At 54.6% G+C, this 13,166-nt stretch carries 11 protein-coding genes and 1 other annotated feature; of the genes, 10 read left to right on the top strand and 1 reads right to left on the bottom strand.

All coding sequences use genetic code 11. From position 1 onward, the window contains the following. Positions 1 to 13: 13 nt before the first annotated feature. From rsfS to leuS, 4 genes are all read left to right on the top strand, one after another. Positions 14 to 361, top strand: coding sequence for a ribosome silencing factor (rsfS, locus tag EJQ19_RS16940; protein ID WP_126142419.1), 348 nt, complete (start codon positions 14 to 16; stop codon positions 359 to 361). Then, positions 358 to 1,248, top strand: a complete 891-nt coding sequence (locus tag EJQ19_RS16935; protein ID WP_126142418.1) for a CvfB family protein — start codon at positions 358 to 360, stop codon at positions 1,246 to 1,248. Before rsfS ends, EJQ19_RS16935 begins: the two co-directional genes overlap by 4 nt. A gap of 1 nt (position 1,249) precedes the next feature. Further along, positions 1,250 to 2,011, top strand: coding sequence for a class I SAM-dependent DNA methyltransferase (locus EJQ19_RS16930; RefSeq protein WP_126142417.1), 762 nt, complete (start codon positions 1,250 to 1,252; stop codon positions 2,009 to 2,011). Between the two features lie 67 nt (positions 2,012 to 2,078). Continuing rightward, positions 2,079 to 2,317: a binding site (T-box leader), on the top strand. Positions 2,318 to 2,408: 91 nt separating this feature from the next. Continuing rightward, on the top strand, positions 2,409 to 4,868 hold the full coding sequence (gene leuS, locus EJQ19_RS16925; protein WP_126142462.1) for a leucine--tRNA ligase: 2,460 nt from the start codon (positions 2,409 to 2,411) through the stop codon (positions 4,866 to 4,868). 62 nt (positions 4,869 to 4,930) lie between these two features. Here leuS and comER read toward each other — a convergent pair whose 3' ends face one another. Then, positions 4,931 to 5,758, bottom strand: coding sequence for a late competence protein ComER (gene comER, locus EJQ19_RS16920; RefSeq protein ID WP_126142416.1), 828 nt, complete (start codon positions 5,756 to 5,758; stop codon positions 4,931 to 4,933). A gap of 125 nt (positions 5,759 to 5,883) precedes the next feature. Here comER and EJQ19_RS16915 point away from each other — a divergent pair, with 125 nt between their 5' ends. The 6 genes from EJQ19_RS16915 (at position 5,884) to holA (ending at position 13,124) form a co-directional block, all read left to right on the top strand. Further along, positions 5,884 to 6,465, top strand: coding sequence for a ComEA family DNA-binding protein (locus EJQ19_RS16915; protein WP_206438441.1), 582 nt, complete (start codon positions 5,884 to 5,886; stop codon positions 6,463 to 6,465). Between the two features lie 89 nt (positions 6,466 to 6,554). Further along, the gene (locus tag EJQ19_RS16910) at positions 6,555 to 7,067 is read left to right on the top strand and encodes a deoxycytidylate deaminase (RefSeq protein WP_126142415.1); all 513 of its coding nucleotides are present in this window, start codon (positions 6,555 to 6,557) and stop codon (positions 7,065 to 7,067) included. 107 nt (positions 7,068 to 7,174) lie between these two features. Continuing rightward, positions 7,175 to 9,784, top strand: coding sequence for a DNA internalization-related competence protein ComEC/Rec2 (locus EJQ19_RS16905; protein ID WP_126142414.1), 2,610 nt, complete (start codon positions 7,175 to 7,177; stop codon positions 9,782 to 9,784). A gap of 296 nt (positions 9,785 to 10,080) precedes the next feature. After that, complete coding sequence (locus EJQ19_RS16900; protein ID WP_126142413.1) at positions 10,081 to 10,629, top strand: RNA polymerase sigma factor; 549 nt, start codon at positions 10,081 to 10,083, stop codon at positions 10,627 to 10,629. Then, positions 10,626 to 11,897 (top strand): zf-HC2 domain-containing protein, encoded by a 1,272-nt coding sequence (locus EJQ19_RS16895; RefSeq protein WP_126142412.1) that lies wholly within the window; start codon positions 10,626 to 10,628, stop codon positions 11,895 to 11,897. The genes EJQ19_RS16900 and EJQ19_RS16895 overlap by 4 nt, the downstream gene beginning before the upstream one ends. Positions 11,898 to 12,104: 207 nt before the next feature. Continuing rightward, a complete protein-coding gene (gene holA / locus EJQ19_RS16890) occupies positions 12,105 to 13,124 on the top strand; it encodes a DNA polymerase III subunit delta (RefSeq protein WP_126142411.1) in 1,020 nt (339 codons plus the stop codon). The last annotated feature ends 42 nt before the right edge of the window (positions 13,125 to 13,166 follow it).

The raw sequence follows: 13,166 nt of genomic DNA, 5'->3' as shown, positions 1-13,166 counted from the left end.
GGAGGTTGATTGGATGAGTAAAACACCTGAACAAGTATTAAACTTTGTCATTAATGCGGTTGAAGATAAAAAAGGGATGGACATCGTGACGCTCGATTTGAACGGCATCTCGTTGATCGCCGATTATTTCGTGATCTGCCACGGGAACTCGGAGACGCAAGTGCAGGCGATTGCCACGGAAGCTAGAAAAAAAGCGCATGAGTACGGCGTGAATATCCGCAGCTATGAAGGCATCGACACCGCCAGATGGGTGCTGCTCGATCTTGGGGACGTCGTCCTGCATGTGTTCCATCGCGACGACCGCTCTTACTATAACATTGAGAGACTTTGGTCTGACGCCAAGGTTGTGGAGCGCGTATGAGAGTGGAAGCAGGCTCCCTCGTTACGTTAGACGTAGCGAGGGAAGTTTCGCCTAACGGCTATTTTCTGAATGATGGGTATCAGGACTATCTGCTGCCCTATGCCGAGATTGTCGGCCGCATTAAAGTTGGGGACAAGGTGGAGGTATTCCTCTTCCACGACACGCAGGACCGCATGATGGCGACGATGAAGCGCCCGAAGCTCGTCATGGGCGAAGTCGGGCTGCTTGAAGTCGTGGACATCCATCCGCGATTCGGGTATTTCCTCGAAATGGGGCTCGGCCGACATCTCCTGCTGCCGTACCGCCAGGTGCCGGAGATGGAAGAACTTCGTCCACTGGTAGGAGACAAAGTATTTGTGACGCTCGCCCACGACCGACAAGGCCGCCTGATCGCTAAAATGGCACTGGAAGACGATCTCGCGCCTCTATGCGTGCGTGCGCCTTCCAGCTGGCAGCACCAATGGGTGAAAGCCCGCGTATATCGTCCGCTTCAGATGGGCACATTCGTCATTTGCGATGCGGGCGTGCTTGGTTTTGGTGTGATCGGGCTGATCGCGCCGACCGAGCGGACAAGGCTGCTGCGCGCAGGCGAAGAAGTGGATGTACGGGTCGCCTACGTACGGGAAGACGGCCGCGTGAACCTGTCGATGCGCCAGCCGAAGGAAAAAGGCCGCGACGATGATGCCGAGGTGATTCTCGCCTTTTTGAGGGAGCGTCCTGGCCATGCCATGCCGTTCTCGGACAAGACGTCGGCCGATCTCATCCAAAGTCGCTTTGGACTCAGCAAATCCGCATTCAAGCGGGCGCTGGGCAAGCTGATGAAGGACGGCCTTGTGTACCAAGAGGACGACTGGACGTACATGAAGCAAGAGGAGACGCAGGAGTAAGATGAGCTACGAACAATTCGCGTATACGTATGACCGCTTGATGGAGAGCATGCCATACGAGGACTGGCAGCGCTTCTTGCTGGAGAGCTTCGAGCGCTACGGCGTGAAACCGTCCACGCTCGTTGATTTGGGATGCGGCACCGGCACGCTCAGCATTCCTTTGGCGCGTCTCGGTTACCAGGTGACGGGCATCGATTTATCCGAAGACATGCTCGCGGTTGCCCAGCACAAAGCGTCGGAGCTCTTGAGCGGTGGACGTGCGGGCTCGGTGCGCTGGCTGCAGCAGGATGTATGTGAATGGGAGCTTGAGGAGCCAGTCGATGCGGCTTATTCCTTCTGCGACACGCTCAACTATGTGCTGGAAAAGGAAGAGATCGCTGAGGCGTTCCGTCAAACGTATGCGGGGCTCAAGCCCGGCGGTTTGTTCGTCTTCGACGTACACACGCCGGAGCAATTGTTTGCGTACGCGGAGGCGCAGCCGTTTTATCTGAACGAGGATGACGTTGCGTACATTTGGACGAGCGAGCTTGACGAGGAGCGCGTGCAGATTACGCATGACTTGACGATCTTTGTCAAAGCTGAAGGCAAATCAGAGATGTTTCGCCGGATCGACGAAACGCATGAGCAGCGCGCTTATCCGCTGGCTTGGCTGGAGCAGACGCTGCGCAAGGCAGGCTTCAGCGAGGTATACATGGCGGCTGATTTTACGTGGGAGACGCCGACGCTGCTGACGGAGCGAGCCTTCTTTATCGCGAAGAAATAAGGATGGGCCTGTCCGTGGCTTGACAGTTCGGCATTATTTTACATATAATCATACCTAATTAGGTTGCATAAGCGCATTGATGAGGATCAGTATCAGGAAGAGCGTCTTCCAGAGAGCCGGCAGGGGTGGAAACCGGCAGACCGCAAACTTGAGAACTCGCCTCGGAGCCAGAAGGTGAACCGCTTTGTAAGTAGCGAAGCGTTAGCCGGATCGTCACCCCCGCGTTAAGGGGAAGAGTGAACACAGACAAAGCCTGTCTGCTGTTAACTAGGGTGGTACCACGGGAATAGACCTCTCGTCCCTAGCGAAATCCGCTAGGGATGGGAGGTTTTTTGGCGTGAATGGCGTGAAAATGAAAGATGATCAGATCAGAGTCAGCTATTGGAGGTCGCGTAACATGACGCAGGAATTGAAAGAAACAAGAGAACAGCAAGGTTACAATCCGCAAGCGATTGAGCCGAAATGGCAGAAAATTTGGGATGACAAGAAGACGTTCAAAGTGCTGGAAAACTCGGATAAGCCGAAGTTTTATGCCCTGGATATGTTCCCTTATCCGTCCGGTGCGGGACTCCACGTAGGTCACCCGGAAGGTTACACCGCAACAGACATCGTCTCCCGTTTCAAACGGATGAGAGGCTTCAACGTGCTTCACCCGATGGGTTGGGACGCATTCGGCTTGCCGGCGGAGCAGTACGCACTGGATACGGGGAATGACCCGCGCGAGTTCACAAAGAAGAACATCGACACGTTCCGCCGTCAAATCAAATCGCTTGGTTTTTCGTACGACTGGGATCGTGAGATTTCCACGACGGACCCGGAGTATTACAAATGGACGCAGTGGATTTTCATCCAACTGTACAATAAAGGGCTGGCTTATGTTGACGAAGTGCCGGTGAATTGGTGTCCGGCTTTGGGCACGGTGCTGGCGAACGAAGAAGTCATCGACGGCTTGAGCGAGCGCGGCGGCCATCCGGTCATCCGCAAGCCGATGCGTCAGTGGATTTTGAAAATTACGGAGTATGCGGAGCGCCTGCTGGAGGATTTGGAAGAGCTGGACTGGTCCGAAAGCATCAAGGATATGCAGCGCAACTGGATTGGCAAATCGACGGGCGCGGAAGTCACTTTTGCGATCGACGGTCATGCAGATCAAGCGTTGACGGTGTTTACGACGCGTCCAGATACGCTGTTCGGCGCGACGTACTGCGTGCTTGCGCCTGAACATGAGCTGGTGAAGGTCATTACGACGGCGGACCAAGCGGAAGCGGTTAAGGAATACCAAGAAAAAGCGTCGCGCAAGAGCGATCTCGAGCGTACGGACTTGGCGAAAGACAAAACAGGTGTCTTCACGGGCGCTTATGCGATCAATCCGGTTAACGGTGAGAAAGTGCCGGTCTGGATTGCGGACTATGTGCTTGGCGGCTACGGTACAGGCGCCATCATGGCGGTTCCTGGTCATGACCAACGGGACTGGGAGTTTGCGAAGCAGTTTGACCTGCCAATCATTCAGGTGGTTGAAGGCGGGGACTTGTCCAAGGAAGCATACGCCGGCGACGGCGCTCACGTGAATTCGGGTCCGATCAATGGCTTGAACATTGAGCAAGGCATCAAGCATATGATCGAATGGTTGGAGCAAAACGGCAAAGGCCGCGGCAAAGTAACGTACCGTTTGAGAGATTGGCTGTTCAGCCGTCAACGTTACTGGGGCGAACCGATTCCGATTCTTCACCTGGAAGACGGCACGATGAAGCCGGTTCCGGTGGATCAATTGCCGCTGCTGCTTCCTCAGGTTGATGAAATCAAGCCGTCCGGCACAGGCGAATCACCGCTGGCTAACGTTAGCGAGTGGGTGAACACCGTCGATCCGGAAACGGGCATGAAAGCTCGCCGCGAAACGAACACGATGCCGCAATGGGCGGGAAGCTGCTGGTATTACTTGCGCTTCATCGATCCGCACAACGATCAGGCGTTCTGCTCGCACGAGAAACAGCAGCAATGGCTGCCTGTAGATTTGTACATCGGCGGCGCCGAGCATGCTGTGCTTCACTTGCTGTATGCGCGCTTCTGGCATAAAGTGCTGTACGATCTGGGCTTTGTGGCGACGAAAGAACCATTCCATAAGCTGGTTAACCAAGGGATGATTCTCGGCGAGAACATGGAGAAAATGAGTAAATCCCGCGGCAACGTCGTGAATCCGGACGACATCGTGAGCAACCAAGGCGCAGATACGCTGCGTATGTACGAAATGTTCATGGGGCCGCTCGAAGCAACGAAGCCTTGGAATACGACCGGCGTAGACGGTATTTTCCGCTTCTTGGGCCGTGTATGGCGCTTGTTCATCGACGATAACGGTCAAGTGCACAGCAAAATCTCTGCGGACGAAACGCTCGGCAGCGATACGTTCAAACGCACATGGCACCGGTCGATCAAAAAGATTACCGAAGACTTCGAAGGTCTGCGTTTCAACACGGCGATTTCGCAAATGATGATTTTCGTCAACGAAGCGTACAAAACCGAACGCCTGCCGCTGGCCGCGATGAAAAACTTCGTTCAAATGCTGTCGCCGCTGGCGCCGCACTTGGCGGAAGAGCTTTGGGAGAAGCTGGGCGGAACAGAGTCGATCACCTACGAGCCTTGGCCAACGTACGATGAAGCTTGGACCGTCGACAACGAAATCGAAATCGTCGTGCAGATCAACGGCAAAATCGTGGATCGCGTCATGATTTCCAAAGATACCGATGAAGCCGAGATGGAGAAGATCGCGTTCGATCTCGACAAAGTCAAAGAAGCGACCGCCGGAAAGGCCGTTCGCAAAAAGATTGTTGTGAAAGGCAAGTTAGTGAACATTGTTGTAGGTTAAACGTCTGGGGAACCGGAACGAACCGCAGCGAACTTTAAAGAAAAAGAAGAAACCCGAGAAGGCTACTGCTTGAGCGTGAAACTCTGCTCAGCCTTCTCGATGTCTTCTTCGTATTTGGCATGCGTCGCGCAAATGACTTGAGAGAACACACCCGCAAGCTCTTTGTCCAGAATGCGCAAACCCTCCGCTGTAATCCCGCCGGGAACGGATACTCTTTTTTGCAGAGCCGCCGGTGTAAAGCCTCCCGTTGTCAGCAGTTTGCCTGTACCCAGCGTCATTTCGCTGGCAAGCAGCGTTGCTTCCTCCACTGAAATACCCGTTTCTTCCACCGCAGCATCGATAAAAGCCTGAATGAAGCTGGCAAGAAAAGCCGGACCGCAGCTCGATAAATCCGATGAGATTCTTGTGTAGTTTTCCGATACCCGAATGGGTGTGGAGATGTGCGTCAAAATGTTTTCAAGCCATTCTTTGTCCTCCGGCTGCATCCGGTTGCCATGGATACAGAGCGTTGCACCGCTCAAGACATAGTTCGTTATACTTGGAATAATTTTACTGATTTTGGCCGGCAAAACCTCTTCTAAATGCTTGATCAGCACGGGGCTTGTGATTGAGATCAAAAAGTGCGAGGAATGCACGTCCTCTTTGATTTCATCAATAACTTTCTTATATTCCGACGGCTTCACGCAAAGGAAAATAATATCGCTTTGCTGCACGATTTCTCTATTTGTCTCGGCTACTTGAAGACCAGGATACGTCTCCGCAAGCAGCTGGGCTTTGCGAATGGTACGATTGCCGGCAATGATTTGCTCCGGATTGAATGCCCCTGAATGAATGAACGCTTCAATCAGAATACTTCCCATACTCCCAGTACCGATGAATCCTGCTTTCATCAAGTTTTCCCTCCTGAATGATCAGTCTTTAGTCTCTTAGCGCAATAGGACGGCGTAAGGCCGTTTATCTTTGAGTATATGGCCCGGTACAGGCAAATATGCCAAAAAGGCAGGTGATATGTCCATTGACAAAGGTTCAATTGGGGAAGCTGCTGCTGATCCCCGCTGTGCTCGGTTTTGTATTTGGGATCGTGATCCCTTTTGTGAGAGGCGGTACGTCCGGCGGTTACACCGGGCTCATTCCGCTGAACACGCAGATGCAGGCAGCGCTGGCAGATCAGACGGGAACGGCCGGGCAAAAGGCTGCGAACGTGCCAAGAACAGCTGTCTCGCCGGCGACTGGGGCGCAGCAGCAGGGAGCAGCTTTGGGGGAATCAGTCGGGAAGGCGAGATCTGAGGCGAAGCCTGGGGCGAATGCTCCTGCGCAAGAAACGGCGCCGCCGCTAGCTTCGCCGACTCCCGCTTCACCGTCTATACAACCGTCGCCGCAAAGTATTGCGCAATCCAATTTGCTGGATTTGAACAACGCCACGCTTGAGCAGCTCGACAGCTTGCCTGGCGTTGGCCCGAGCAAGGCGAAGGCGATTCTGGAATATCGGAACCAGAAGGGAAAATTTAAGCGGCTGGAAGAGCTGAAAGAAGTGAAAGGGATCGGGGATAAAATTTTCGAGAAATTGCGGCCCTATCTTTATGTGTCGGGGGCGTAGCAGCCTAGCAAATCTTTTCAACTGTGAGGAAATATGAGAGAATACGAGAAATAGCACAATTTGGCTAAACGGGTAAGGAGATAGAGAGCATGAGCGTACGAAAAGATTGGGATACGTATTTTTTGGATATCGCGTATATGGCGTCGACGCGTTCCAGATGCAACCGGAGACATGTTGGCGCGGTGCTGGTTCAGGGGAAAAAACTGCTCGGCACCGCTTATAACGGAGCGCCGATGGGCGTTGCCGATTGTACGGAAGCAGGCTGCATGCTGGTAGAGGAGATTGAGCTGAAAATGGTCGGCGAGACCGAAGAGGTCGTGCGCAAGCAGCGGTGTATCCGGACGATCCATGCGGAGCAGAACTTGCTGCTGTTTACGGATCGGGAGGACCGCGAGGGCTCGACGGTGTATGTGACGGATCAGCCTTGTTGGACGTGCGCCAATATGCTGGCAAACAGCGGCGTGACAGAAATTGTGTTCCACCGGGGGTATCCGAAGGATCACATCAAGGTTAGCGAGTTGATGCAGGCGCGGGGAATCGTCTTTCGGCAATTGGCGGGGTATGAACCGCCTCCGGGCACGATGACGGATGTAGTGAATTAAATAACGGAGTAGGAAGCACCTCTCGCTTGGCAGCCGATCACGGCGTGCCGGGGAGAGGTTTTTTGTTGGCATGAGAGTTTGGGAAATCCGATCAGAGGAGGGAAAAGATGAATAGGCCAGTTGTTCTAGGATGCTGTCTGTGGATAACTGGGTACGTGCTGGCGATGGCCGTGCCCAACCAAGATGGAAGCTGGCTGATCGGCGCGGGGCTGCTGGCTGCGCTGATCAGCCTGCACGTGCTGCGGCTGCCGGGACGACAGCCGCTGAGCCTTGTCCTGCTGGTCGGGATCGCCTTCGGCTATTACCAGTGGAACGACCAGCGGAACGTATCCGCGCTGCTGTCGCTCGCCCAGCAGCAAGCGAACCTGGACGGCAGCGAGGTCACGCTGCACGGCCGGTTCACCAGCCCTGTCTCCGTCGACGGGGACAGGGCCAGCTTTACGCTGGAAGCGACGTCCCTCCGCTTCCAGGACGACACCGCTTTCCCGCTCCGCGGGGAAAGCGTGCAGGTCACGCTGCGCCTAGCGGAGCAGGCGCAGCAGGGCGTCGTCGCCGGCTGGCGCCGCGGCGACGCCGTGACGTTGGGCGGGGTGCTGCGCAGCCCCGCCCCGGCGCGCAACTTCGGCGGCTTCGACTACCGCCGATATTTGCGCCTGCACCACACCCACTGGCTGCTGACGGCCAGCGGGGTGGACCAGGCGCTGGTGCAGCCTGCGGCTGCGCGCATCAGCGCCACGGGGCTGCTGCGCTGGAACGATGCGCTGCGGGCTGCGCTCAGCGCGCGCATGGACCGCATCTTCCCGGCGGCCGAGCAGGCCGGGTTCATGAAAAGCATGCTGATCGGCTACACCGACGATCTGGACCCGAACCGCTTCCAGCAATTTTCCGAGCTGGGGCTTACGCATATTTTGGCCATCTCAGGCCTCAATGTGGCCGTATTCCTTGGTGCCGTCATCTGGCTTCTGCGCCGGTTCAAGCTGACGAGAGAGACGATTCTGCTCGTCTGCATTTGGCTGCTGCCCTGCTATATCCTCGTCACGGGGGCTTCCCCCTCCATTGTGCGGGCAGGGCTGATGTCGATGATCGCCTTGATCGCTGCGCGGAAAGGCTTCATGAAGGATGTGCTGCACATCATGGCGATCGTCGCGTGGGCGATGCTGCTGTGGAATCCGTACTATGTGCTGGACGTTTCTTTTCAGCTATCCTTTCTCGTCACGTTGGGTCTGATCGTCGGCGTTCAACGTACCGGCAAGCTGCTTGAGCCTTGGATTCCCCATACGCTGCTGCGCAATACTGCTGCAATTACGCTCGTCTCCCAACTCATTTCATTCCCAGTGTCGATCTATTATTTTAATCAATTTTCGCTCATTTCCTGGGCGGCGAACGCAGTCTTGGTGCCGATCATTTCGATGGTGGTGTTTCCGGCGGGGCTGGCGGCGCTGTTGATCGGCTTTCTTTATATGCCGGCGGGAAAAGCGATCGGTACGGGGATCGGTTGGTTGAATCAGGGGATTTTCCGGGTTACAGACTGGCTGCAAAGCTTCCAAACTTACAAAACGATTTGGCCTACGCCCAGCTTGACCTGGATGGCCGCTTATTACCTCTGCATGCTTGCGATTTATGCGCTGTGGCGGAGCGTTGCGACGGCCGGGGAGCCGAGGCCGCTCCTCACGTATGACAAGCGACGAGGGAAACGCCGCAGTTTCCGGGTATCCCCGCTCACAGCGCTGCTCCTAAGCCTGAGCACATTTGCTCTCCTGCTATGGATCGGCTACTCGCCGGATCGGTTTCACCGCAAGGGCAGTGTGCAGTTTCTTGACGTCGGGCAAGGCGATGCGATTTTGATTAGAACGCCATACAATAAGCATTTGCTTATCGATGGCGGAGGAACGGTCACCTTCGGCAAACCGGGCGAGGCTTGGAAGCTCCGAAAAGACCCTTATGAAGTCGGAGCCAAGCTGCTCGTTCCGCTGCTGAAAAAAAGAGGCGTTCATCAGCTCGATTTCCTTGTCCTGACGCATGAAGACGCAGATCACAGCGGCGGCCTGCAAGCGGTAGCGGAGCAAATCCCGATCAAGCAATTTCTGTTCAATGGTACGCTCAAGTCATCCCCGGGCATCGCCAAATTATTCGGCACACTGCTGGCCAAGCATGTCCCCCTGCTGCCCGCCGGTCTCGGAGACTGGCTTGTCATTGATCCGCAGACCCGGATCAAGATTCTGTATCCGCTGCAAACGATGCCGACAGAAGTCAGCTTGGCAAGTGAGCAAAACGCCCTCTCCGTCGTCCTGCTGTTGGAGATGCAAGGCACGCGCTGGCTGTTTACCGGGGACATGGAAAAGGCGTCGGAAGCTGAGGTGCTGAGCTATTTGCGTGACCAGCCGGCAGACATTTGGGGTTCCCCGAGTTCTCCGGACGGCCGCGATGACGGTTTTAGCAGCAGCAGCACCACCACCGGGCGCAAAATCGACGTTTTAAAAGTCGCGCATCATGGCAGCAAAACGTCAACCACACCCGAATGGGTGACGTTCTGGCAACCGGCGGCAGCAGTCATCTCAGTCGGAGAGAAGAACGTATACGGCCATCCCTCGCCGGACGTTGTCGGACGTTTGGAGGATGGAGGCGCGCAGGTGTTTCGTACGGATCGCAGTGGAGAAATTCAAATGGAAATTGACGTGCAAGGGATCAAATCGAGGACAAAGCTTGAAGCAAATTGATTTTTTTAATTGCGAGCAGGGTGGTTCATTTTACATGGATAGAATTAATGCTGTCGCATGCCTTGCAAACTTCGCTGTCTCGTTCTAAAGTAGAGAGAGCGCTTGTCAGATGGTAGCCTCGGTTGATGTCTCCTGCCCGGGAGCGCGCGGCCGAGGCTTTCCGCATTTTGGCCATCGCCATCATGAAACCAAATGCCGCTCCATGCGTCTAATACGTTGGTATGAAAATTTTTTAATAGTCTTGCAACCTTAGAAGACGAAGCCTCGTCTATAAGTGTGCAAAGGGAGGGATCCCAGTGATAGCACCCGAACTGGTAAGAGCAGCTCAAGCCGGTGATCGTGATGCGCTCATTACCCTATTGCGAGAAATTGAGTCTCATGTTTATCGAACCGCTTTTTATATTCTTAATAATGAACAGGATGCGCTGGACGCTTCACAGGAGGCACTGCTGCGAATTTATACCAAGATTCATTCTTATGAAGAAAAAGCGCTCTTTAAGACGTGGGTGCAGCGGATTGTGACGAACATCTGCATCGATAAATTTCGCAAAACGAAGCCGACGGTTTCGATTGATGAGCACGAAATGATCTTTACAGCGGATCACAATGTGGAACATGAGATGTTAAATGGCTATTTGGCCCAAGATATTCGAGAAGCGATCGATAAATTGCCCGAGCATCACCGATCTGTTGTGATTCTTCGCTATTTGCAGGATTTTTCTTATCATGAAATTGCGGAATCACTGAATTTGCCGCTGAATACCGTAAAATCGTATTTATTTCGAGCGAGACACACCTTGCAGTCATTGCTCCAAGATTATCAGAAAGGGGGTGTTCGGGGATGAATTGTCAAGAGGTGATGATATACATGCAAAGACAGCTGGACGGGGATCTTGATTCCCAAGAAGAGGATGAGATGCATGCTCACCTGATGGATTGCCTGGCGTGCGCGCAAATGTTCGAGCGCTTGCAGCGGTTGTCCGATGAGTTGTCCCAACTGCCGAAAGTGACGCCTCCTTTCTCTTTAGTAGACGCCATTTTGCCGCAAATTGAAGAAATCGACCGTGCCGCTGTGCGTAACGGAGGCGATGCAGCTTCCTTGTCATCGTTGTCGGCTCCTGCGGCGATTCGACCAGCAGCGGAAGTTCCGACGCCAAGTCGCAAACCGTCCTGGCAGCAGCGCTATCGCGAGCAATTTTCTTGGAAAATCGCAGGAGGCGTTGTCGCAGCCGGGTTGATTCTAGGGTTCTTCGCTTTTAATATGCAGCATCCGGTACTGGATAATGCTGACGGACTTCTGCCGATGAAATCGAGTGCGGAGTCCAAGCAAATGAGCACGGAGTCGAGCGCAGTTACCGGGCTTGCCAACGATCAAGCGCCGAAGGCGCAAGCCGCTGCGGGGGCTACGTCAGATGCTGTGCCGCCGACAACCGAGCCGGCTGCGCAGTCATCGTCAGCGCCAACGGAGGGCGCAACAACCGGAGGAGGCGCGGCTGCCGGCAGCTCAGGCAGCGTGCTGCAAGAGAAGCCGGATGCGAAGCTTGAGCAGCCGACGACGCTCGTTGGCCCTGTAAACAAGGGAGAAGCGATGGCGATATCGCCCTCTCCAACAGCGCCTGAGCGGATGAAGAAGCCGAGCGAGACAGCCCCTGCCGCAGCGGACAAGGGAAGCTCCGCGGCTGCGTTGTCAACGCCTGCAGCAACGCCGAGCGAGACACCTGCGCCCACATCGACAGCGGACACGCAGGCACCTGCGCCTTCCGCAAAGGATGCCGAAGCGCAGAGGAAGAATAGCTTGGCTCCGAATACCGGCGATTCCGCCGATCGCGGCTTCGCGCCAAACGCAGGACTTTTTTCGATTGCCGCCGCCAACGTTTTGCAATCGACATCAGGGATTTACGCAGCGGCCATCGAGGGTCGTCATGTTGTGATCCGGAATTCGGCTGCGCATGACGTTGTCTTCACGTCGAAGTTGGAATGGCAGCCCGGGGATCAGATTATGCTCCTCGAATGGTCGGGCGACGAGAAGTTCTTTTATCAGGTTCAAAGTCAGGGTGGCGCTTTGCAAATGCTCATGATTGACCTGAAGGAAATGAAAGAAAGCGTGAAATGAGGTATGAATCTTATGCACCACTGTGCCTGTGTCTGCGTATGTTATAGTAGTTCAAGCGACGCGGTCGGGATTCATCCACTCGATTCAAGGTTTCTAGAGCCTTTTATCGGTGTTTAAATAGACTGGCAGAGGGATTGCTTCAGGGCCTGCGGGCTTTGACGTAATCCCTTTGTTGTTGTTACAATGAAAGGAAGGAGTGGAGCCAGAATGGATGCCAAGCGTGCGTTAAAAGATATTGCAGCAGGACGTCAAGCACCTGTGTATTTGTGCTTTGGGCCTGAGAAATATAAAATGAGAGAATTTATCGACGTCCTGACGGACTCGTTGATGGCGCCGGAGGACCGCGAATTTGCCGTAAGCAAATTCGATTTGAGCGAGATGCCGCTTGCTGCGGTGCTGGACGATGCGGAGACGCTGCCGTTTATGGTCCCGCGCAAGCTGGTCATCGCAAAAAATGCGTTGTTCTTTACCGGAGCCAAGGAAAGCACGAAGCTGGAGCACGATCTGGACAGGCTATCCAGTTATTTGAAAGCACCGGCCGAGCATACGGTGATTGTCTTTACGGTAGACGCAGACAAGCTCGACGAGCGCAAAAAGATCGTGAAAGCGCTGAAAGAGATGGAGGCGACGGTGCCGTTCTTGTCGCTGAGTCCGGAAGAAACGGCGGGTTGGGTGGCACGCCAGGCTGCGCAGCTTGGGTTTTCTTTTACCGGCAACGCTGCGGACAATTTGATTCTCTATACCGGCGGCAACTTGCAGGCCTTATCGGCTGAACTGGAGAAAATCTCGCTGTTCGTGGGGCATGGTGGCGAAGCGACTCCGGATACAATCGACCAACTCGTTGCTCGGAGCACAGAGCAGAATGTATTTATGCTGATCGAAGATATTGTAAATGTTCGTTTGGACCGGGCGTTTGTCATCCTGGAGGAGCTGCTCAAGCAGCGTGAAGAGCCGATCAAAATCGCTTCCCTGATTGCGCGGCAGTTCCGCATCATGCTGCAAGTGAAGGAGTTGGCCAAGCAAGGCTATTCTCAGCAGCAGATGGCCTCGCAGATCGGCCTGCATCCGTTTGCAGTGAAGGTAGCCGAGGGCCAGGCACGCAAGTATGATATGCAGCGGCTGAGCCGCATCATGGGGCAGCTGGCGGATCTCGACCTGCAGATGAAATCGGGGAAAATCGATAAAGTGTTGGGCTTGGAGTTGTTTTTATTAGGGCTTGCCGCGTAAGAGGCGGCAGGCTTTTTTGGCATAGCGGCAGTGTTAGCTTGG

The organism is Paenibacillus whitsoniae (assembly GCF_003955665.1).
Lineage (GTDB): Bacteria > Bacillota > Bacilli > Paenibacillales > NBRC-103111 > Paenibacillus_E > Paenibacillus_E whitsoniae.
Note: the sequence above shows the minus strand (reverse complement) of the source record. Positions and strands in the feature narration are given on the sequence as shown.